This window comes from Zeaxanthinibacter enoshimensis (genome assembly GCF_004362865.1).
Lineage (GTDB): Bacteria > Bacteroidota > Bacteroidia > Flavobacteriales > Flavobacteriaceae > Zeaxanthinibacter > Zeaxanthinibacter enoshimensis.
In genome coordinates, this window is record NZ_SNYI01000001.1 from 170550 (window position 1) to 192852 (window position 22303).

Annotated in this window: 20 protein-coding genes and 1 tRNA gene; 6 read left to right on the forward strand and 15 right to left on the reverse strand. The window is 46.7% G+C overall.

Annotation, left to right across the window (positions count from 1 at the left end):
- The first annotated feature begins 39 nt into the window (after window positions 1-39).
- Together rpoN and CLV82_RS00775 are read left to right on the forward strand one after the other, a co-directional pair.
- On the forward strand, window positions 40-1497 hold the full coding sequence (rpoN, locus tag CLV82_RS00770) for an RNA polymerase factor sigma-54 (protein ID WP_133642405.1): 1458 nt from the start codon (window positions 40-42) through the stop codon (window positions 1495-1497).
- A complete protein-coding gene (locus tag CLV82_RS00775; protein ID WP_133642406.1) occupies window positions 1497-2102 on the forward strand; it encodes a hypothetical protein in 606 nt (201 codons plus the stop codon). The genes rpoN and CLV82_RS00775 overlap by 1 nt, the downstream gene beginning before the upstream one ends.
- On the opposite strand, the gene CLV82_RS00780 is transcribed toward CLV82_RS00775, so the two are convergent.
- From CLV82_RS00780 to CLV82_RS00815, 8 genes are all read right to left on the reverse strand, one after another.
- The gene (locus CLV82_RS00780; protein WP_133642407.1) at window positions 2097-2786 is read right to left on the reverse strand and encodes a porin family protein; all 690 of its coding nucleotides are present in this window, start codon (window positions 2784-2786) and stop codon (window positions 2097-2099) included. The genes CLV82_RS00775 and CLV82_RS00780 overlap by 6 nt on opposite strands.
- 98 nt (window positions 2787-2884) lie before the next feature.
- A complete protein-coding gene (locus CLV82_RS00785) occupies window positions 2885-3370 on the reverse strand; it encodes an ExbD/TolR family protein (RefSeq protein ID WP_133642408.1) in 486 nt (161 codons plus the stop codon).
- A 16-nt stretch (window positions 3371-3386) separates the two neighbouring features.
- On the reverse strand, window positions 3387-4007 hold the full coding sequence (locus CLV82_RS00790) for an ExbD/TolR family protein (RefSeq protein WP_133642409.1): 621 nt from the start codon (window positions 4005-4007) through the stop codon (window positions 3387-3389).
- Between the two features lie 16 nt (window positions 4008-4023).
- On the reverse strand, window positions 4024-4464 hold the full coding sequence (locus CLV82_RS00795; protein WP_133642410.1) for a hypothetical protein: 441 nt from the start codon (window positions 4462-4464) through the stop codon (window positions 4024-4026).
- A 25-nt stretch (window positions 4465-4489) separates the two neighbouring features.
- Window positions 4490-5275 carry a MotA/TolQ/ExbB proton channel family protein gene (locus CLV82_RS00800; RefSeq protein WP_133642411.1) on the reverse strand — a complete coding sequence of 262 codons (786 nt, stop codon included), beginning with the start codon at window positions 5273-5275 and terminating at the stop codon, window positions 4490-4492.
- A 155-nt stretch (window positions 5276-5430) separates the two neighbouring features.
- Window positions 5431-5518 (reverse strand) — tRNA-Ser (locus CLV82_RS00805).
- A gap of 69 nt (window positions 5519-5587) precedes the next feature.
- Window positions 5588-6619: an asparaginase gene (locus tag CLV82_RS00810; protein WP_133642412.1), complete on the reverse strand. Its 1032-nt coding sequence runs from the start codon at window positions 6617-6619 to the stop codon at window positions 5588-5590.
- Between the two features lie 9 nt (window positions 6620-6628).
- Window positions 6629-7396, reverse strand: coding sequence for a TatD family hydrolase (locus CLV82_RS00815; RefSeq protein WP_133642413.1), 768 nt, complete (start codon window positions 7394-7396; stop codon window positions 6629-6631).
- Window positions 7397-7438: 42 nt separating this feature from the next.
- Here CLV82_RS00815 and CLV82_RS00820 point away from each other — a divergent pair, with 42 nt between their 5' ends.
- A complete protein-coding gene (locus CLV82_RS00820) occupies window positions 7439-7882 on the forward strand; it encodes a retropepsin-like aspartic protease family protein (RefSeq protein ID WP_133642414.1) in 444 nt (147 codons plus the stop codon).
- A gap of 121 nt (window positions 7883-8003) precedes the next feature.
- Window positions 8004-9338: a cytochrome-c peroxidase gene (locus CLV82_RS00825; RefSeq protein WP_133642415.1), complete on the forward strand. Its 1335-nt coding sequence runs from the start codon at window positions 8004-8006 to the stop codon at window positions 9336-9338.
- Between the two features lie 80 nt (window positions 9339-9418).
- Here CLV82_RS00825 and odhB read toward each other — a convergent pair whose 3' ends face one another.
- The 6 genes from odhB to CLV82_RS00855 all read right to left on the reverse strand — a co-directional run bounded on the left by odhB (window position 9419) and on the right by CLV82_RS00855 (window position 17536).
- Window positions 9419-10690 carry a 2-oxoglutarate dehydrogenase complex dihydrolipoyllysine-residue succinyltransferase gene (gene odhB / locus CLV82_RS00830; RefSeq protein ID WP_133642416.1) on the reverse strand — a complete coding sequence of 424 codons (1272 nt, stop codon included), beginning with the start codon at window positions 10688-10690 and terminating at the stop codon, window positions 9419-9421.
- A 6-nt stretch (window positions 10691-10696) separates the two neighbouring features.
- A complete protein-coding gene (locus CLV82_RS00835; RefSeq protein ID WP_133642417.1) occupies window positions 10697-13513 on the reverse strand; it encodes a 2-oxoglutarate dehydrogenase E1 component in 2817 nt (938 codons plus the stop codon).
- A gap of 178 nt (window positions 13514-13691) precedes the next feature.
- Window positions 13692-14048 carry a hypothetical protein gene (locus tag CLV82_RS00840; RefSeq protein WP_133642418.1) on the reverse strand — a complete coding sequence of 119 codons (357 nt, stop codon included), beginning with the start codon at window positions 14046-14048 and terminating at the stop codon, window positions 13692-13694.
- A 24-nt stretch (window positions 14049-14072) separates the two neighbouring features.
- The gene (locus tag CLV82_RS00845) at window positions 14073-15347 is read right to left on the reverse strand and encodes a metal-dependent hydrolase family protein (RefSeq protein WP_133642419.1); all 1275 of its coding nucleotides are present in this window, start codon (window positions 15345-15347) and stop codon (window positions 14073-14075) included.
- Between the two features lie 16 nt (window positions 15348-15363).
- Window positions 15364-16380 carry a UDP-glucose 4-epimerase GalE gene (galE, locus tag CLV82_RS00850; protein WP_133642420.1) on the reverse strand — a complete coding sequence of 339 codons (1017 nt, stop codon included), beginning with the start codon at window positions 16378-16380 and terminating at the stop codon, window positions 15364-15366.
- A 1-nt stretch (window position 16381) separates the two neighbouring features.
- Complete coding sequence (locus CLV82_RS00855) at window positions 16382-17536, reverse strand: DegT/DnrJ/EryC1/StrS family aminotransferase (RefSeq protein ID WP_133643422.1); 1155 nt, start codon at window positions 17534-17536, stop codon at window positions 16382-16384.
- A 147-nt stretch (window positions 17537-17683) separates the two neighbouring features.
- On the opposite strand from CLV82_RS00855, the gene CLV82_RS00860 reads away from it, so the two are divergent.
- Window positions 17684-18865: a 3-deoxy-D-manno-octulosonic acid transferase gene (locus tag CLV82_RS00860; RefSeq protein ID WP_317128272.1), complete on the forward strand. Its 1182-nt coding sequence runs from the start codon at window positions 17684-17686 to the stop codon at window positions 18863-18865.
- A 356-nt stretch (window positions 18866-19221) separates the two neighbouring features.
- Entirely contained in the window at window positions 19222-19350 is a 129-nt protein-coding gene (locus CLV82_RS14940; protein ID WP_262708016.1) for a hypothetical protein, read from the forward strand.
- A 51-nt stretch (window positions 19351-19401) separates the two neighbouring features.
- Here the strand turns inward: CLV82_RS14940 and CLV82_RS00865 are convergent, their stop codons facing one another.
- Window positions 19402-22293 carry a PAS domain-containing protein gene (locus CLV82_RS00865; protein ID WP_133642422.1) on the reverse strand — a complete coding sequence of 964 codons (2892 nt, stop codon included), beginning with the start codon at window positions 22291-22293 and terminating at the stop codon, window positions 19402-19404.
- Window positions 22294-22303: the final 10 nt, after the last annotated feature.

The window sequence follows — 22303 nt, forward strand, 5'->3', positions numbered from 1 at the left end:
TTTATTTAAATTTATAACTGTCGCTTCAAGGCACACCTTATGTTAAAACAACACCTACAGTTCAAATTATCCCAAAAGCTGTCACCGCAGCAGATACAGTTGATGAAACTGATCCAGCTGCCTACACAAGCTTTTGAACAGCGCCTGAAACAGGAGCTGGAGGAGAACCCTGCACTGGAGAGTGGAAAAGAGGAAAGCAGCGCCCTGGATGATGATTTCGGTGACAATTACGAGGAGGAAATGGACCACGAGACCGTGGCTACCGACGATATCAACATAGACGAATACCTGAGTGACGACGAGGTCCCGGATTACCGCACCAAGGCCAATAACTACAGCAGTGATGATGAAGAGAAAAACGTGCCCTACGCCGCCGGTATTTCTTTTAACCAGTACCTCCTGAACCAGCTGAACACTGTTTACCTAAGTGACGAGGAATGGGCAATTGCAGAATTCCTTGTGGGCAGTGTGGACGAGAGCGGCTATATCAGGCGTCCCCTGGCCGATATCATGGACGATCTCGCCTTTACCCAGAATATCTACGTTGAGGAAGAGACCATCAAAAAGGTGCTGGCTATTGTCCAGGAACTGGATCCTCCTGGCGTTGGAGCCCGTTCCCTTGATGAATGCCTTGTGATACAGTTAGAGCGGAAAGAACCCACCCCTTCTGTTGAGCTCGCTATAGATATCCTGCAGAAATCCTTTGAGCATTTTACCAAGAAGCATTACAAGCAGCTGCTGCAGAAACACGATATCACCGAGGAGCAACTACGGGATGCCATCAGTGAAATAGAAAAACTGAACCCAAAACCGGGAGGCAGTTATTCCGGGAGTAACCGAATCGTGGAACATGTAGTTCCTGATTTCTCCATCCGCATCGTGGACGGAGAACTCGAGCTTACCCTGAATGGGCGGAATGCTCCCGAACTACACGTATCAAGGGAGTACAGCAATATGCTGGCCGGTTATAAGAATGCCAAGGACAAGTCTAAGAGCCAGAAAGATGCTGTAATGTTCATCAAGCAAAAACTGGATGCGGCAAAATGGTTTATCGATGCTATCCGGCAGCGGCAGCAGACCTTGTACATCACTATGAATGCCATCATGCAGTACCAGAAAGAATATTTCCTTACGGGTGATGAGCGCAACCTGAGGCCAATGATCCTGAAAGATATTGCCGATGCCATAGACATGGATGTTTCCACAGTATCCCGTGTAGCCAACAGCAAATATGTGGACACCCCTTACGGCACCAAACTGATCAAGGAATACTTTTCAGAGTCCATGAAAAACGAGCAGGGCGAGGATGTATCAACGAAGGAGATCAAAAAGATACTGGAGACGGTGATCGGGGAAGAGGATAAGAAGAAACCCCTTACCGATGATAAGCTGGCCAAAATACTGAAAGAAAAAGGATACCCCATTGCCCGCAGAACCGTAGCCAAATACCGGGAACAATCAGGATTACCGGTAGCCCGCCTGAGAAAACAGATCTGATGCGGTCACTTTCGGTCTTTCTTTCCTACCTTTTTCATCCCTTGCTGATCCCGATGGCAGGAACCCTGAGTTACTTCCTGGTAACTCCAAAATACAGCCCGCTGGAGGAGCAGGGCGGCAACCTTTTACCCATATTTATCCTTACTATAGTTATTCCCGTCATCACGTACCTGATCCTGCGAAACCTCGGGTTAGCCTCGTCGGTATTCCTTACTCCTTCCAGGGAAAGGTTTTATCCCCTGCTGATCAGTATCGGTTTATTGATGATGGTTTTGTTCAAGGTTATTCCCAATAATTACACGGCAGAACTTTATTACTATTTCGTGGGACTGATCGCGGCCACGGCAGCCTGCCTGCTGGCCTTGATCCTGAAAGTTCGCTGCAGTCTCCACATGATGGGATTAGGCAGCCTGCTGATGTACCTGATCGCTCTCAGCATCCATTTTGAGATCAATATCACCATAGCCATCAGTGTCTGTACCCTCATTTGTGGTTTGGCAGCCTCTGCGCGAATTTACCTGAAGGCGCACAACAAGGCCGAGATAGCTATAGGGTTTATGATCGGTTTTCTATCCCAGCTGATGACTATAAAATACTGGTTATAGAATATAGAAGATCAGTCCTATCCTTAAGGGGGTCATCCCGATCTCTTCCCCTTCCAGGTTTGCCTTCCCAGGCTCAAAGAGCTTGTTTAGTGCGTAGTAGGCATGTATGGTGAAGGTGTTATAACCCATGTTTACCATAAGCCCGTAACGGAAGTTATCCGTATCCGTATTATAAAATGAGTCTTTCAGGTTTTTGCTCACGAATTTGGATCTGCTGCCTACGATATACCCCAGCTTCATCCCCGCGTAAAAGCGCCAGAATTTATAATCTACTGGATTTGAGTTGCGCAACCGGAATTCGATCGGGAGCTCTACCAGGTGGGTTTCTATCTTGTTCCGTTTATAGGAGAAGTCATCAGGGATCACTGCATAGGCAAACTCCTCCCCGTTCTCTACGGCCCTCAGGTTAGTGTAATAAGAATTCACGGCGTAACCCAGGCCCAGACCGATAGCGACGTTGCGATTTATATTCAGGGGAATATCCTTTATAAACCCGGCTTGAAACCCGTAAGAGAGATTGCGTTGTTTAACCCCTTCCGGCTTGTTGAGTAGCAGGTTATAGGTTACACCGACATAGAACTGATCTTCCAGGTAATCCGGGTCGGGGATCAGGGTATCCTGTACTGTCTGTGCAGACAGGGTGAAACCAAAGCAGATCAGGAGCAGCAGGAAACAGTTTCTCATACCCTAAAAATAGTCATTAGTTCTGTTCCCGTACAAAATAAAAGCGCTCCAAATATCAATTTGGAGCGCTTAATTTATGTTCCCCTTTGGGTGCTATCTTACTTATCAATATTCCCGAAGGCGTCACCTTCAAAAGTTGTGTAGTTAACTTTCAGGGCGTTTACTTTACGAAGTTCCTGCTTGATATCTGAGATCAGGCCCATATTGGCATCCTTATCTACTTTTAAGGCAGTGGTTAGAACATTCTGCAGTTCCTGAGGCTTTTTAGCCCTTTCTTGCAGTATGAAATCACCAACCTCGGAAACATCAGCAAATTTATCGTTTAACTGGATCTTAGGCTCTGTACCATAGGTCTTCTGGAATTCCCTGGTAGGCTTTCCGACATAGATATAAAGAACCCGGTCTTTCTTTTCCAGTTTCTTGGTCTCACTAGCATTAGGCAGGGTATTCTCTACCATAATAGAGCTATCCTTCATCGTTGTTACGGTCATAAAGAAGAACAACAACATGAATACGATATCGGGCAATGAGGCCGTAGATACTGCAGGGGTTTCCCCACTCTTTTTCTTATTAAATTTTGCCATAATAGTCCGGTTCTCGTTAGTTAGTTGAAGTTTCTGCTTCAGATAATTTCTGCGGGAACAAGTCCTGGACACGCTGGACCTTATCCTTTAGTTCCTCTCTTACCTCATCGGGAGTTTCAGGGTTAAGGTATTCAGCTTCCATATCCGTAAAGTCTCTTCCGAATAAACGTTGAGCCTCGCGGTTTCTTAACTCGTTATAAGCCCCTACGAGTTCGTTCTGAACTGTGATGTAGGTAGCATATTTGGTTTCCCTGTCGTTCTTCAACGAGATAATGGCTTTGCTTGGGTTATCCGATGAATCGGGATCCCTTTTTCCTTTACAATAGCTGCAGTATTCAGGTGATCCTGAAGGCGCTCCCCCATTGTCCAGGAAAGCCATGGCTTTACTCCTGAGGTCTCTCAGGTCTGTAAGCTCTTCCTCTACAAGCAACTGGCCATTCTTGTTGATGTTTACAGTAAAGATATTCTTCTGCTTAATAACCACGTTATCTTCTGGCGGTTCAATCGGCGGTAACATTCGATCCAGTCCTGAATCCGTTTCAATAGTGGTAGTCACTAGGAAAAAGATCAGCAGTAAGAATGCGATGTCTGCCATGGAACCTGCGTTAACTTCCGGTGGTGCTCCTCTTCTAGGCATAATAGTTCTTTTTAGGTTATTTTGTCATTTTCCGTACTCCACCCCATAACATGGCGCCAACGGCGATTATGGTCAGGAGGAAGAAGACATTGAGACCCATTCCGATCAACTTAACGGTTGATTCGGTAGTAGCTACGCCTCTTCTTGCCATTTCATCGATATTCACATCAGTTCCGCTGGAGATCCCGTATGCGATCCCTACCACCACCAGGAAACCAACCACTACGATCAGGGTACGTTTCAAGCTTTGTGGATTAGAAAATAATGCGACCAGTGAAAAGACCAAGCTGAACAGAACAGCGATAGCTAATAACAGGTACGTAATAATGAACATGAAGTTCATTGCCCCGCTGTCCACGGCCTCAGAAGCTGGTACATCTGAGCTTGGAAGCTGGAACCACAGGACGGCACCTATCACTCCCAATACAACCAATATAATTTTTACAATCTTGTGCATAATGCTTTTGGTTTAGGAGTGTTACTTATTTTTTGTGGTCTACCAACATATCGATCAGAACGATTGACGAATCTTCCATATCGTTAACGATACTGTCAATCTTAGCGATGATATAGTTGTAGAAAATCTGAAGGATGATCGCAGTAATAAGACCAAATACAGTTGTCAATAACGCAACCTGGATATCACCTGCAATCAGGGAAGCACTAAGGTTACCTACCGCACTAATTTTCTGGAAGGCCTGGATCATACCGATTACCGTACCCATGAACCCAAGCATCGGCGCAACAGCGATAAATAAAGACAACCAGGAAACGTTCTTTTCTAATTGACCCATTTGAACTCCTCCGTAAGCAACAACAGCCTTCTCAGCAGACTCGATGCTTTCCCCGGCGCGATCCAATCCCTGGTAGTAGATAGAAGCAACAGGGCCTTTGGTGTTACGACATACTTCTTTAGCAGCCTCGATCCCACCTGAAGCAAGAGCATCTTCTACTTTCTGCTTAAGCTTAGTAGTGTTGGTGCTAGCCATGTTTAAATAAATGATTCTTTCAATAGCGACCGCAAGTCCTAAGATCAAACACAGTAATACGATTCCCATAAAGCCTGCACCCCCTTGGATGAACTGCTCCTTTAATACTTGGGTAAATCCTTTTTCTGCTTCAACGGCTGCCTCATCCTGCAACATCACTGTAGCTGTAGCCACGGTTGAAGAAAGACTCGACACTATCGCGTTCGCTTTCGCGCTTACTGTATTTGTACTAAGGACAAATAGCCCAGCCATGGCCAGGATGGAGAATAATTTTTTCATTTTGTTCAAACTTAAAATTAGTTAGTTAATAGGTTAAAGATAAAAAAAAATTACAATTAAAAAATTAATTCTTTTTCAGCGCAGCAGTCGGTTTTTAAGTATTTCCGGGCTATTCACTGAATGATAACCGGCCGGTTACTCCAGCCGGTTATTTGCAGAGAGGAAGGGATTCGAACCCTCGATGCACTTTTGGTGCATACACACTTTCCAGGCGTGCGCCTTCGACCACTCGGCCACCTCTCTAAGGGTACTAAATTAAGGGGTTCAATAAACGAAAAATTTATTATTCCACGAAATTTGACAGGTTAATTTTTAGCTCATCTCACCTCTCAGAGATGTTTCGAATATGGTTTTAAAGGACTTAGCTGAAACCTTATTTCCGAGGAGGTACATCAATTTCGTAATTGCAGCCTCCGTAGTGATGTCGGCACCACTGATAATTTGTATTTTCCTCAGGGCTTCACTGGTCTCATATTGACCCATCAGCACACTCCCTCCTGAACACTGGGTGACATTGACCACTTTAATTCCCCGGGTCATAGCATCCTTCAGGGCACTGACAAACCAGTCCTGGGTGGGCGCGTTCCCGGCACCATAGGTTTCAAGCACCAAACCTTTCAGCCCGGGGATGTTCAGTACACTTGTCAGCACTTCCTTGTTCAGGCCCGGGAAGAGCTTTAGTATTGCAACATTGGTATCAAGTTCTTTATGTACCAGCAGGGCCTTTCTCCTGGACCCCCTGTAAAGCGCCTCGTAATTCACTTTCAGGTGCACTCCTGATTCGGCCAGGGGCGGGTAGTTCAGGGAAGCAAAGGCCTCAAAATGTTCCGCGTTGATCTTAGTGGTCCTGTTGCCACGGTACAGTTTATACTCAAAGTAGAGGCAAACCTCCTGTATGACCGGACGACCTCTTTCCTGCAGTGACGCTACCTGTATTGCCGTGATCAGGTTTTCCTTGGCATCCGTACGCAGGTCCCCGATAGGCAATTGCGATCCTGTAAGTACTACGGGTTTCCTGAGATGTTCCAGCATATAACTAAGGGCAGATGCGGTATAACTCATGGTATCACTGCCGTGTAAAACCACGAAACCTTCGTAGGTCTCGTAATGTTCTTCGATCAGACCGGCGATCTTCACCCAATGCCCGGGATCCATATTCGAAGAGTCCAGCGGCTCTTCGAAGGATACCGTATCAATGGAACAATCCAGCTGACCAAGCTCCGGGATCTTCTTTTCCAGCTTATTAAAATTGAACGCTTTCAGGGCCCCTGTATCGTAATCCTTGATCATCCCGATAGTTCCACCGGTATAGATCAGCAATATTCTTGTCGGACTGTTTGCCATAACCTTATATTATATACCAAAAATGTCTTTTGAATTCCCGGTAGTGATCTCAGCTATCTCCTCCTTGCTCTTTCCGTATATCTCTGATAACTTCCCGAGTATATTAAGCAGGTAAAGACTTTCATTTCTTTTACCCCTGTAAGGTACAGGCGCCAGGTAGGGAGCATCTGTCTCCAGCACTATATGTTCCAGGTCTACCTTGCCGAGGAAGGTATCTAGTTTACCATTTTTAAAAGTTACCACACCCCCGATCCCCAGCTTCATATTAAAGCTGATCGCCCTTAATGCCTGCTCATATGTTCCTGTGAAACAGTGGAAGATACCAAAAAGCCCCTCCCGACCCTCAGCTTCGAGCACCTCGAAGATCTCATCAAATGCCTCCCGGCAATGGATTACAATGGGCAGTTTGTGCTGTTTAGCCAAACGGATCTGCCTGGCGAAAGCCTCTTTCTGTTCCCGGATAAAGGTCTTATCCCAGTATAGGTCTATCCCGGTCTCACCGATGGCATATACCTGATGTTCGGCAAGCATTTGCCGGACCAGATCCAACTCCTTTTCAAAATCTTCTTTTACATGGGTAGGATGCAGTCCCGTCATCAGGAAAATATTCTCGGGATACTGCTTCTGCAACTGCAGCATGGAAGGGATGTAGGCTGAATCTATAGCCGGCAGGAAGAACCGGCTTATTCCTGCTTCTATCGCCCGGTCTATCACCTCGCTCCTGTCCTCTTCAAAAGCTTCACTATATAAATGGGTGTGGGTATCTGTCAAAATCATGGAACAAAAATAGGACTATCTTTGACATTAAAAGAAGTACGAATGTCCAGTCTTAAAAAGTTTTTGAAATCGAAGAAATACCTGAGGGTACCTATGAAACTGACGGCTACCAACCACCTTGAGGTAAAGGCAGAGATCAACGGGCTGCCCGGCAGGTTTATCCTGGACACCGGCGCTTCTAGTACCTGTGTGGGCCTGGAGCAGGCCGACAGGTTCCAACTCGATTCCGAAGTCTCCGAAGTCCTGGCAGCGGGTGCCGGAGCCTCTGACCTGGCCACGAGAATCTCGGAAAAGAACCATATCTGCCTTGGCAAGTGGGAAGATAAGGAAGCACAGATTGTGATCCTTGACCTGGTGCATGTTAACCAGGCACTGCTGTTACATGAAGCTGAAGAAGTAGACGGTATCATCGGCGCTGACCTGCTGGAGAACGGTCGGGCCGTCATCGATTACCATAAAAAGGTATTATACCTCCGAAAAAAATAAGCACGAAAGGATGCTTTCAGCCTGAAAATCAGACCTTTTATCGAAGTTTTTCTATAATCGACTGATTCGTCATCCCTCTTTTTTAAATTGTTTCCGGGCCTCCACAACCAAACCACAACCGATGAAATTTTTAAGACCGATACTGGGCGGTCTGCTGGTATTTATTACGATCAGTTGTCAGAGAGACGGCGATCTGCAGACGCTACACCCATCTGACGAACTTGCGGAACAGATCCGGCTGCAGTTCGGCACAGTAAATGCCCTGAGAATGCCCAATAGTAACGATTACTCCAGGATCCCATCTGACCCGAATAATCCCTTAACCGCAGAGAAGATCCGCCTGGGCCAGTTCCTCTTCCACGAGACAGGGATCGCCCTGAACCCCGTACAGGAAGTCGGCAGGGGAACGTATTCCTGTGCGAGTTGCCATAATGCCGGGGCCGCTATGCAAAGTGGGAGGTTGCAAGGTATTGCCGAGGGAGGTGAAGGATTCGGAATTAGCGGGGAAGCACGGAAAATATCTGCATCTTATGACGAGACCAACGTGGATGTACAACCCATTCGCGTACCCTCTGTTCTGAATACAGCTTACCAGGAAGTTGTTCTCTGGAACGGGCAGTTCGGTTCTTTTGGCCCCAATAGTAATACCCAGAGTCAATGGACTGCAGGCACTGTGAAAGAAACCAACCACTTGGGTTTCCAGGGATTAGAGATACAAGCCATAGCCGGGCTGGGCATGCACCGAATGCTGATAGATGAAGCCTTTATACGAGAAACTCCCTATCAAGCCCTTTTTGATGAGGCCTTCCCGGATGTGGATCCGACCATACGATATACTAAAAGAACTGGTGGACTGGCCATAGCTGCCTACGTAAGGTCCTTGCTGGCAAACCGATCACCTTTCCAGAAATGGTTACGGGGTATTGACGAAGCCATGACAGAAGAGCAGATCAAAGGGGGAATATTATTCTTTGGAAAGGCCAGATGTTACCAATGCCATAGCGGCCCCGGTCTGAACGGGATGGGATTTCACGCCCTTGGCATGAAAGACCTCGATAGCGGGGCGATGATCGGCAGCGTTGACGAGGCGACCAGGAAAGGAAGAGGCGGCTTTACCGGGAGATCCGGAGATGACTACACTTTTAAAACCCCGACCCTTTACAACCTTAAGGATGTAAATCATCTGGGGCACGGCGGAAGTTTCAGAACTATCCGGGAAGTACTTAACTATAAGAACCTGGCTGTACCTGAAAACGAGGGTGTACCGGAAAGCAGCATTTCCACAAATTTCATCCCTCTAAACCTCTCGCAAAAAGAGATAGACCAATTGGAAAAATTTATTGCGGAAGCACTTTACGACCCGGATATTGAACGGTATATACCCCTCAGCACCCCGCTCAACAGCTGCTTCCCGAATGCGGACCCCCAATCAAAAATAGACCTTGGATGTGATTAATGCTACATTATTCAGCATATCAAAATAAAAAAGCTGCCAGGAAGGGCAGCTTTTTTATTAATTATGGTGATAATTCAGGATTAAAGCTCCAGCGCTTTTTTCACATTACCATCCATTAATAATTCGGTCGGATCTTCCAGGGCCTCCTTTACGGCTACCAGGAATCCTACGGACTCTTTTCCGTCAATTATACGGTGGTCATAAGATAAGGCTACGTACATGATTGGCGCAATGGCAATAGCACCATCCCTTACGATAGGTCTTTCCACGATATTATGCATCCCCAGGATCCCACTTTGTGGCGGGTTAATGATAGGGGTAGAAAGCATGGAACCAAAGACACCACCATTAGATATGGTAAAGGTACCACCCGTCATTTCGTCTACGGTGATCTGCCCATCCCTGGCACGTATAGCGAGGCGTTTTACCTCGGCCTCAATACCACGGAAGGTCAGATTTTCGGCATTCCTTATGATAGGTACCATCAGGCCTTTGGGCCCGGATACCGCGATACTGATATCACAGAAATCATAGGAGATCATTTCCTTGCCGTCTATCATAGAGTTCACGGCAGGGTACATCTGCAGGGCCCGGATCACAGCCTTTGTAAAGAAGGACATGAAACCAAGACCTACTCCATGCTTTTCTTTGAATTGCTCCTTATACTCATTCCTTAATTCAAAGATCGCAGACATATCTACCTCGTTGAACGTGGTAAGCATGGCCGTTTCGTTCTTAGCTGATACCAGGCGTTCCGCAACTTTTCTCCTGAGCATGGAAAGTTTGGTGCGCGACTCTCCGCGGCTTCCCCCGGTTGGAGAACCCATAGAGGGAACTGCCTGTACGGCATCTTCCTTGGTAACACGACCATCTCTCCCGGTACCTTTTACTGATGAAGCTGCAAGTCCCTTCTCTTCAAGGATCTTTCGTGCCGCCGGCGAAGCAGTCCCCGAGGCATATGTTTCCTTAGCTTCGGCAGGTTGAGGAGCTTTTGCATCCTGCTTTTTCTCTGCTTCCTGTTTTTGTTTTGCCAGGTCTTTTTCTGCATCGCTGCCGGAGCCTTCATCACCACCAGAAACGGTATCGGCACCTTTACTGGCTCCTTCCGGTTTTTCGGCACTGGTATCGATCAGGCAAACCACTTCTCCTACCCCGACTGCATCTCCTACCTCAGCCTTGAGGGTAATAACACCGCTCTCTTCGGCAGGTAATTCCAGCGTAGCTTTATCTGAATCAACTTCCGCGATGGCCTGGTCCTTTTCTACATAGTCCCCATCTTTCACCAACCATTCCGCTATTTCTACTTCGGTAATAGATTCCCCGGGTGAGGGGACCTTCATTTCTAATATCATGCTGTGTTAATTTGTTGTACTGGTTCTTGATATGTTAGACCGCATATTGTCTTTAGTCTTGTCAAAGACGTAATCTATAACTTGCTGGTGTCGCATTTTTGAACGAACGGCGCTTCCCGCGGCAGGTGAAGCATACATTCTCCTGGAGGCTACCCTGAGCTTATGTGCATCTTCAAAATGCATCATCATATGACTCCAGGCCCCCATATTCCTGGGTTCCTCCTGGGCCCAAACCAAGTCTTCCACATGCGAATACTTTTCCATAATGGCCTTCATCTGTTCGGTTGGAAGTGGAAAAAGTTGTTCGATGCGGACCAATGCCACATCTTCTCTCCCGTGTTCCTCCCTTGCAGCCAGTAGATCATAATAGAATTTACCCGTGCAGAAAACAAGTGATTTTACCTTAGACACCTCAGCAGAAGTATCATCGATCACTTCCTGGAATTGACCATCAGCCAGTTCCTCTACCGTGGACACCGCTTTAGGATGCCTTAACAGGCTTTTAGGGGTAAAGATTATCAGTGGCTTCCGGTAATTGACCATCATTTGTCTCCTCAACAGATGAAATAAATTGGCAGGAGTGGTACAATCGGCCACGAACATATTATCCCTGGCGCAAAGCTGGAGGTAACGTTCCATCCTGGCCGAAGAATGTTCGGCTCCCTGGCCTTCATAGCCATGTGGCAGGAACATCACGAGCCCGTTCTGCAATTTCCACTTATCCTCAGCAGCAGAAATGTACTGATCTATCATGATCTGGGCTCCGTTGCTGAAATCCCCAAATTGGGCTTCCCAAATAGTGAGGGTATTCGGGCTTGCCATGGCATAACCATAGTCAAAACCTACAACCCCGTATTCTGAGAGCAGGGAATTATAGATCTGGAATTTTCCCTGGTCCTCCGAGATATGATTCAGAAGCATTACTTCCTCCTCGCTCTCTTCTACCTTCATAACCGCGTGGCGGTGAGAAAAGGTTCCCCTTTCCACATCCTGACCGGACATGCGAACTCCGTACCCCGAATCGAGCAGGGTTCCGTAAGCCAGTAATTCTCCCATGGCCCAGTCCAGCGAATTCTTTTCGAAATACATCTTCTTCCGGTCGTTGACCAGCTTTTCTACTTTCCTGAGGAATTTTTTTCCTTTTGGCAGTTCTGTAATGGTTTTGGCTACCTTATCCAGTTGTTTCCTGTCACAACTGGTATCCACCTTTTCCATCATTTCCCATTCCCGGACGTTATCAAATCCACTCCACTCGTCCGCCATAAAAGGAGTGATCTCGGTTTTATCTATTTTCCTGGAATCTTCCAGGTCCTCTTCAAGACTGGCTTTGTATTCCTGTTCCAGTTTAGCAACATAGCCGTCATCTATGATCCCTTCTTCTATGAGTTTCTTGGCGTAGATATCTCTTGGATTCTCATGTTTGGCGATGGCCTTATAAAGCTTCGGTTGGGTAAACCTGGGCTCATCCCCTTCGTTGTGACCGTATTTCCTGTACCCCAGCAGGTCCAGGAAGATATCGCGCTTAAAGCGCATACGGTATTCAAGGGCAAAGATCGCAGCGTGTACCACGGCCTCCGCATCATCAGAGTTAATATGAAGTACAGGACTGAGCGTAACTTTAGCCACGTCCGTACAGTAGGTAGAGCTTCTTGCATCCAGGTAGTTGGTGGTAAAACCTATCTGGTTGTTGACCACTATATGTATGGTACCATTGGTTTTATACCCGTCCAGGTTAGCCATCTGCACCACTTCGTAAACGATTCCCTGACCGGCAATCGCGGCATCTCCATGAACTACGATCGGCAGCACTTTAGAGAAATCGTCCGGGTAATGCACATCCTGCTTAGCCCGGGTAATTCCTTCAACGACCGCCCCTACCGTTTCCAGGTGAGAAGGGTTGGGCGCTATATTCATATTGATCTGGCTACCGGAATCCGTAGCACGCAGGGAGGTCCACCCCAGGTGGTATTTCACATCGCCGTCGAAGATCTCCTGTTCGTAATCCTTTCCATCGAACTCGCTAAAAATATCCTTGGCCGATTTCCCGAATATATTGGTAAGCACATTGAGACGACCACGGTGGGCCATTCCCATCACAAACTGTTTTACCCCCATGCCTGCAGCATGCTCCACTATGGCATCAAGAGCCGGGATCAGAGATTCATTTCCCTCCAGGGAGAAACGTTTCTGACCTACGTACTTGGTATGAAGGAAGGCTTCAAAAGATACGGCTTCATTCAGTTTTTTCAGGATCTGTTTTTTCTTATCCGGGCTGAATTTTGGGTGGTTGTCATTTACATTCAGTTGTTCCTGTATCCATTTAACACGCTCAGGACTGCGGATATACATATATTCCACGCCAATAGCGTCACAATAAATATTCTGGAGATGTTTAATGATCTCTCTCAGCGTATTCCTGCCGATACCAATAATTTCTCCTGCACTGAATTCGGTGTCAAGATCGGCCTGGGACAGCCCAAAATTATCGATATCAAGGGTCGGGGTATATTTCCTTCTCTCGCGGACAGGGTTAGTCCTGGTGAACAGGTGACCCCTGCTGCGATAACCATCTATCAGGCGGATTACCTGGAATTCTTTCTGAAGCGATTCGGGCATAACAACCTCCTGGCCGTTACCCAGAACAGCAGTTCCGGAACCCGCATCAATACCCACTTCGTCCAATGCACTTTCCATACCAAAGTCGAACCCCTGGAAGAAGGCGCGCCAACTCGGCTCTACACTATCCGGATTTACTAAGTATTTATCGTATAAATCTGCAAAGAAAGAGGTGTGCGCAGTATTTAAAAAAGAATATTTATCCATGAAAGCTGTCGCTGATGTTTCTAAACTGAATATTAGATCAAAAATACAACATTTAATACATTCCGAAATATAGGTCTAGGTGAATCTTAACAAAATCGGGGAGGATTGATATTATTTCTTCAGATATGCCATACCCATGGGATAAAAAAGATCATTCTCCGCACTTCTCTAACTGGAATCAGCCACTCATCTGGGATCGCAGCCATACCTTCTGCCATTCCCTTTTCAATACCAGGTAGGTAATTTCCCTGGAAACCTCAACCGCATCTGATGCCCTGATCTCTTTGACTGCTTTCTCAGGAACATCGATGACATATAATAAGTTCAGGTAATCGGCGAATTTTTCGAGCAGCAAGACATAGATCTTTTCATGGATGGCCGCAGTTAAGGTCGCGGCATCCTGTTTGTCATTCAGCTGGATTGGAATATTTGCCCGCTCAAAATCCTTGAGCAGTTGAGCCACGGTCTTACTGTACAGGTTATGCAAAGCAGCATTCTCCAGCAGGGCTATGGCTCGATCGTTTGGTTGACTCATTATTATATTGCAGTATACACCGGGTTACTGTTTTATCACCTCACCATCCTTCATCACGAATGTGACCTCCTTAAGCAGGTTTACATTTTCAAGAGGGTTCCCATCAACGGCTATAATATCAGCTAAAAAATCCTTGCTGAGCTGCCCGAGGGAATCCTGCATCCCAAGCAGCCTGGCATTGGTCAGCGTAGCCGACTGAATCGCTTTCAGAACCGGCATTCCTGCCTCAACCATGTAGACGAACTCCCTGGCATTCTCCCCATGTGGGAATACACCGGCATCAGTACCAAAGGCGATAGGCACCCCAAGTTCATAGGCTTTTTTAAAGGTATCCTGGATCTTGGGACCGATCTCCAAGGCTTTTTTAGCGATGACAGCCGGGAAGTACCCTTCTATCCTGGCATTTTCGGTCACCTCTTTCCCTGCAGTTATGGTAGGAACCAGGTAAGCATCATATTCTTTCATAAGCCGCATTGTTTCCTCGCTCATCAGCGTTCCATGCTCTATAGTCTTTACCCCGCCTTTTACCGCTCTCTGCATTCCTTCATCTCCATGGGCATGGGCGGCAACGTGATACCCGTAATCCGCTGCAGTCTGGGTGATCGCCTTTATTTCTTCCAGGGTGAATTGTGGATTCTGGCCGTTCTTTGCCACACTCAGTACCCCTCCTGTTGCCGTGATCTTGATGAGATCAGCCCCGTTTTTATACCGTTGCCTGACCGCTTTCCTCGCATCATCCACACTGTTGACCACCCCCTCTTTTGGTCCCGGATCACCTACCAGGTCTTCACGGTACCCATTCGTGGGGTCTGCATGTCCCCCGGTTGTCCCTATCGCCTTCCCGGCGGTAAAAACCCTGGGACCTTTGATCTTCCCGGCCGCTATGGCATCACGAATAGCAATGTTAACCCCGCTGCCCCCTAGGTCCCGTACTGTAGTAAATCCTGCCCTAAGGGTGGTTTCGGCAAACCCGACGGAATTAAACGCGATATCTGCTTCGTTAAGGGTATAGGTCTGTAAGTACGCCTTCGGGTTACTTTCACTTTCTATATGCACATGCATATCGATAAACCCCGGCATCACAGTTTTAGCCCTGAGGTCAATAATTCTGGCCGAGGCCTTATCACCAACATATCCCTCCCTGATCTCACTGATCTTATTCCCATTTACCACAATGGTTCTTTCCGGAAAAAGTTTCCCGGTCTTAGTATCCAATATAGCCCCGCATTGCAGGTAAGTTGTCTGTGCACTGAGCGTAAGGCTTGCCAGCATCACCAGTAAAAAGATCAGTTTTTTCATTTGTTCAGGTGTTAGGTTATTCTCTTATTTTCTGTTCCCATTTCCAGGCAGAAGCCATGGCGTGGTCAAGGGTTGATTGGGCCTTCCAGCCCAGGACCTTGTTTGCTTTATCAGTATCTGCATAGGCCCTGATAACATCTCCCGGCCTCCTGTCAACAACTTTGTAGTTGAGTTCTTTCCCGGCTACCCGTTCAAAACTGTTTATCACTTCAAGGACAGAACTCCCGGTACCGGTACCTATGTTAAATACCTCGTAATTAGTATCGTTTTTATCCTCGAGCAGTCGTTGTAATGCAACCACGTGTGCCTTTGCAAGGTCTACCACATGGATGTAATCGCGGATACAAGTACCGTCTTCCGTGGGATAATCATCCCCGAAAACAGATAACTGTTCTCTTAATCCCACTCCGGTCTGAGTGATAAACGGGACCAGGTTCTGCGGCACCCCTATGGGTAGTTCGCCGATCTCCGCGGAGGGATGCGCCCCTATAGGATTAAAATAGCGCAGTGAAATAGCTTTCAGCTGGCTGTAAACGCGGCAGCTGTCCCGTATAATTTCCTCCCCGATCTGCTTGGTATTCCCATACGGAGATTCCGCGGGTTTAACCGGGGCTTCTTCCGTGATAGGCATCTGGTCTGCCTGGCCATAAACCGTACAGGAGGAGCTGAAAATAAAATTAGCACTCTTCAACCCCGACAACTGTTGCAGGATATAAACCAGGGTATTCAGGTTATTCTCGTAGTACAAAAGTGGTTTTTCCACACTCTCCCCTACTGCCTTCGAGGCCGCAAAATGAATGACCCCTGAGATATCCTGGTGAGCGCTGAAAAATTCTCCGACTGCATTTTTATCCCTGAGATCCATTTTTACGAATTCAGGAGTTTGCCCGGTTATGGCCTTTATTCCCTCGAGCACATTTTCACTGGAATTAGAACAGTTATCAATAATAACCACCTCAAAACCGGCCTGTTGTAATTCTACCACGGTATGGGAGCCAATAAATCCCAGCCCGCCGGTTACTAATATCTTCATATTATTCATTGATAAATTGGATCACGGTATTCGTGATATGATCGATTTGTTCCCGGTCGAGCTCTGTGTGCATTGGAAGTGAAATAACTTCTTTCACCAATTGGTTGGTTACCGGGAAATCTTCCTCTTTATAACGGGAGTCTGCATAAGCTTTTTGTAAATGCAGGGGAATAGGGTAATATATACCAAAGGGAATTCCGGCCTGTCCTAAATGCGCTGCCAGGGCATCTCTCTTCCCGTTGGTTACCCTCAGGGTGTATTGGTGAAACACGTGACAGTCACATGTATCACAGATACCCTCGCAATTATTTACTGTTTTTGGAGTGACCAGGTGTTCCTGTTCTTTAAATGCCCGGGAGTAAAGTCGGGCGGCTTGCCTCCTACTTTCACAATACTCATCAAGGTGAGGAAGTTTGGCCCTGAGCACAGCGGCCTGGATAGTATCCAAACGCGAATTCACTCCGACCACATCGTGGTGGTAACGTTCGTACATACCGTGGTTCACTATACCCCTGATGGTATGTGCCAGGGCATCATCATCTGTAAAGATGGCGCCTCCATCCCCGTAACACCCTAAATTCTTAGAAGGAAAAAATGAAGTTGTACCTACATGACCCATCGTACCCGCTTTCTTCTTACTGCCATCACGGAAAGTGTGGTTGGCCCCTATGGCCTGGGCATTATCCTCGATTACGTAAAGGTTGTGTTTTTTAGCTATAGCCAGGATCTCGTCCATATCCGCACATTGCCCGAATAGATGAACAGGTACGATAGCCTTGGTTTTCGGGGTGATTGCAGCTTCTATGGCCTTTGGATCAATATTAAAAGTTTCCGGGTCCACATCTACCAGCACCGGGGTTAATTGCAACAGTGCGATAACTTCTACAGTTGCGGCAAATGTAAAATCTGCTGTGATCACCTCGTCACCAGGCTTTAAGTCCAACCCCATCATAGCGATCTGCAGAGCATCTGTTCCATTAGCACAAGGGATCACGTGTTTCACCCCCAGGTAAGATTCCAGGTCGGCCTGGAATTCATGAACATCCGGCCCGTTAATAAATGCCGCGCTTTCCAGGATGCTAGTGATCGACTCGTTTACCTGGTCTTTGATCCCCTTGTACTGGCCAACGAGATCTACCATTTGTATTTTCTTCATCATCTGATATTGAGTAGACAATATTACGAAATTAGAGAGGGTCGGGCAACGAATTCACTTAAAGAAGCTATTTTAGCGGGAAACTTTCGACCCGTGTTTTTCCTGTATAATTTAGCCAGTCACATAACCTCTTTCTTTTTGCGTATCGTGTCATTCTTCAATCCCAAGATCAGGTTATTCGTGGAGGGAAGAAATAAAACCTTTGACACTTTGCGCCGCTCCATTGCTGACGAGGATAAAATAATCTGGGTACACACGGCTTCCCTGGGAGAATATGAACAGGGTTTACCTATTTTAAAGGAACTGCGCAGTAAATATCCCGGGCAGAAGATCCTGCTCACATTTTTCTCTCCCTCGGGGTATGAGATCAAGAAGGATAATGCAGAGGCAGATGCAGTTGTTTATATGCCTATGGACACCCGCAGCAACGTAAAACAATTTCTCCAACTTGCCCACCCATCACTGGTTATTTTCATCAAATACGAGATCTGGCCCAATTTCCTGGATGCCCTGGGAAAATGCAACATCCCCACCCTGCTGGTCTCTGCCATCTTCAATGAAAAACAAGTCTTCTTTAAATGGTATGGGAAATTCATGAAGCAGGCACTGGAGAATTTCACACATATTTTTGTACAGGATAAGACATCCCTGCAGCTGCTGGAACAGATAGGGATCTCTTCTGCCTCTGTAAGCGGCGATACTCGTTTTGACCGGGTAAACGAAATCCTGGAACGAGAAAACCAACTCGGATTCATGGAGTCCTTTAAAGGCAACCAGCTCTGCGTCGTTGCCGGCAGTACCTGGCCCGAAGACGAAACTATCATAACAGGATTCATAAATACGAGTAAGGGAAAAGAGAAGTTTGTCATTGCACCTCACAAAATGAATCCGAAAAGCCTTGAAAAACTGGTCTCGTCTATCGACAAAAAAACAGTCCTCTATTCGGAGCTGGCATCCAAGAATATAGCAGATTTCGAGGTGCTGATCATCGACACCATCGGTTTGCTCACAAAGGTGTACAGCTATGCCGATATTGCCTATGTGGGCGGCGGCTTTGCCACCGGTCTTCACAACACCCTGGAGCCTGCCGTTTTTGGCATCCCGGTAATAATCGGGCCCCAGTACGACTCCTTTAAAGAAGCCAAAGAACTTGTTGAACTCCAGGGCATCAGTGTAATCAGAGACGGGGAGCAATTTTCTGAAACCCTGGAAGCCCTGTTTGCGCATCCTGAAAAAAGGCAGCAGCAAGGCGCTGTAAATCATCGGTATATCCGCTCTAACCAGGGAGCTACCGCTACGGTGATCAACTATATTACAGAACTGATTTAAACTCCCTTTCTTTTCCCTTAAATAAGCTGCCTACTGCTTTAGCCTCACAGTTTTAGCTTACAGGAATCGTATTTTTTTGTAACTTTATAAGAGTAGTGTACTTAGACAATTGCAAAATACCGATAAGCTGGAGTGCAGTAACAGGAATCTTATACCAACTGATTTCAACTTACTCTTCTAAGAAAAGCTACCCATTTTAACAGATTCCCTCACGCTGGAAACAGTGTTGTCAACTCGAATTAACCGTCACGCCTTCCTTGTGGATCGTGGAAGAATTTGAGCATTTAGTCGATTAAAATCAGGCGTGTAATTAAATCTGTGGGATTATGCGTAAATTAAATAAAATCTTAGGTGTTATGGAGGAGAATTTGGACATGGGCACACGAGTCCTGAATGGTTTTCTTAGTATTATGGTGGTGATATTAGTATTTATATTGCTCTCCGTGGTTGTCGGCCTGATCGCGGCTGCGCTGGGCTTCTTCTAATCTGCCTACCAGCTGACTGGCTTCATACTGTCTTTTACCAATCTATACTAATTAAACCCCTTCAACCGGAAGATAGATCCTGAAGGTCGCGCCCTTCCCGGGTTCACTTTCCGCTGTAATTCCCCCGTTGTGATTCTGTACGATCTTTTTCACGATCGCAAGACCTATGCCGGTCCCTTCGAATTGATTTCGCCCATGCAGCCTTTGGAATACCTGGAAAATACGCTCCCCGTATTTAGGTTCGAAACCAATCCCGTTATCTTTCACTGTAATCTTGCAATATAACTTCTTTGGATCCAGCAGGATCTCGCTCACATTCTTACCCGATACCTTTTCACTTGTAATAGTAATGACCGGATCCTGATCGTCCTTCGCAAATTTGAGGGAGTTCTCAATAAGATTGACAAATAACTGCTGGATCTGGAAAGGGATCATTTTAATGACACAGAGATCGGTGCTGTTGATCGTGGCGTTTGTGGCCTGAATTTTATCAGACAGATCTTCTTTTACCTCTTGCACCACATCTCCCACCGGCATCACCCTGAAATCGCCCAGACTGGTCGAGGTTTTCGAAAACGCCAGCAGATCTTCTATTAAGGTACGCATCCGGCTGGCAGCGATAATGATCCTGGAGAAATCCTGTTCATCCTTTTCAGAGAATTTCTCGCCAGATCGCTCTTTGATCCGGGAGGTAAACATCTGGATCTTCCTTAGGGGTTCCTGCAGGTCATGGCTGGAGATATAGGCAAAGGACTGCAGCTCCTCGTTGGTCTGTTCTAATTCCCTGATGGAATCCCTTAATTGCAAATTGGTCTTATTCAATAAATCGGTTCGCTCATAGACCTGTTTCTCCAGTTCCTTTGAGAATTCCTCCAGTTTTTTACGCGATCGCACTTTATCGGTGACATCACTGACGGTGATCATAATCCCGGATACGGTGCCGTCCAGTTCCCTGAGCGGGGCATAATCGTAATCCAGGTAGAATTCGCGCGTCCCGTCATTCCCTTCAATCCTGGCATGTGATTCTTTAACGGTAAGCGTTTCCCCATTATCGAAAACCTTATTGAGCAGTTCCGGGTATTTTTGGTCCACCAGTCCCGGGAACAGATCCAGTAATTTCTTACCCAGCACTTCATCTTTATCCTTCCGCCATATCTCGTTGATCATAATATCATTGGCCATTTCTATGACAAAATCACGCCCCCTTAATATGGTCATGGGGATTGGGGACTGGATCACGAGATTCCTGAATTGTTTAGCGCTTTCCTTTAACTTGTTACTGAGAAGCACAGATTCTGTAACTTCTGTCGCTACCAACATAACCCCGGTAACCAGGTCATCCTCATCCCTGACCGGGTAAAAGATAAAATTGAAATACCGGGTTTCTTTTTTACCTTTTTTTTCAATGACGATCGGGAAATTAGTTCCCCTACTCGACTTCCCTGTCATCAGCACTTCGTTGAGCATCGGCATCAGGGTTTCCTGCGTATCCGGCAGGATTTTGAAAAACGGAACTCCCAGTACCTGTCGTTCCTCCTTTTTCACGATCGCCAGGGCAGTTGTATTGGCGAGTTCTACCTCAAAGTCTTCACCTTTAAGAATACCGATCCCCACTGGAGCTTGTTTAACCAGGTTGCGGAATTTTCTTTCCTGCTCAACGATCCTGTCCAGGGCCAGTTCCAGTTGAGCTTCCCTGGCCCGCTGTTCCTCTATGTTCGTGCTGACTGTGCCATAGCCCAGGATCTCCGAAGTGCGTGGATCTTTTACAACTACCATGTTCCATTTTAACCAGAGTGGCCTCCCGTTTTCTTCATTAACAAAACGGATCTCTGTATTAAAATGTCCTTGCTCGGGAAGTACAGCTAATAATTTCTCCGCTTTTCCACGATCCTTTTCATATACAAAATCGAGTAACTTACGATTCTCTATTCCATGCCAACCAAGCATTTTTATAGCCGCGGCATTAGCAAACTGAATTTGGTGTTCCGGATCGGCCAGGGCAATAAACTGGTTACTGGAATCTATCAGTGAAATTAGTTTGTGTCTCTCATTATCAATGGCATGCTGTTCGGTGACATCCTGGACAATACCATTAAACCTGTATGGCTGGCCACTCTCGTTGAACCAGGCACGTCCAAGTGCCCTGAGGGTGCGGATATCCCCATCCTCGTCACCCCGGATTCGGTACATCACCTCATAATTTCCATCGGACTGATCAGAAAGAGTACTCTCTACTGCGCGGCGGACCAATTCACGGTCCTCTTTAAGGATCGTGCTGTATACATCTTCAAGATCCTCGTTCGGGCCCTGGGTTAGGCCAAACCATTTCTGTGCTTGTTTATTGGCTGTAAAGGTGCCTTTTTGCGGATCCATATCCCAGGCACCCATGCCGGCTGCTTCGAGGGCATTACTAAGTTGTTCCTCGCTCTGTTCCAGTTTTTTCAGGTACTGCACCTTTGAGGTAGTCTCCGTGCAGGTGACAAAGACCCCTTCCACCAGTCCTGACACTCCATAAGCAGGGCTATAGCTAAACGTCCAGTAAGCATCGTCTATCTTTCCATCCCTGTAGATCGGGATCAGCTGATCCTCGCTCCATGTAGATTCACCTTTTTTATAAACTTTATCGAGCAGGGGTTTAATCGTGGGCCAGATCTCGGGCCAGGCCACCACGGCCGGTTCCCCAAGGATATAAGGATGCTTTCCTTCCTTTCCAAGGCTGGGCCTGTAAGCGTCGTTATAGAAGCATATCCATTCGTCCCCCCAGAAAAGGAACATAGGAAACCTGGAATTCAGAAGTGTATTAAGGAGAACACGCAGGGATGAAGGCCACTGAGAAGGGTTTCCAACAGAGGTGTCAGACCAATCTTTATTACGTATTATATCGCCCATTTCTCCCCCTCCCTTAAGAAAGTGGATGTCCTGGTCTTTTTTAAGAAACTTCATAAGAAATGTA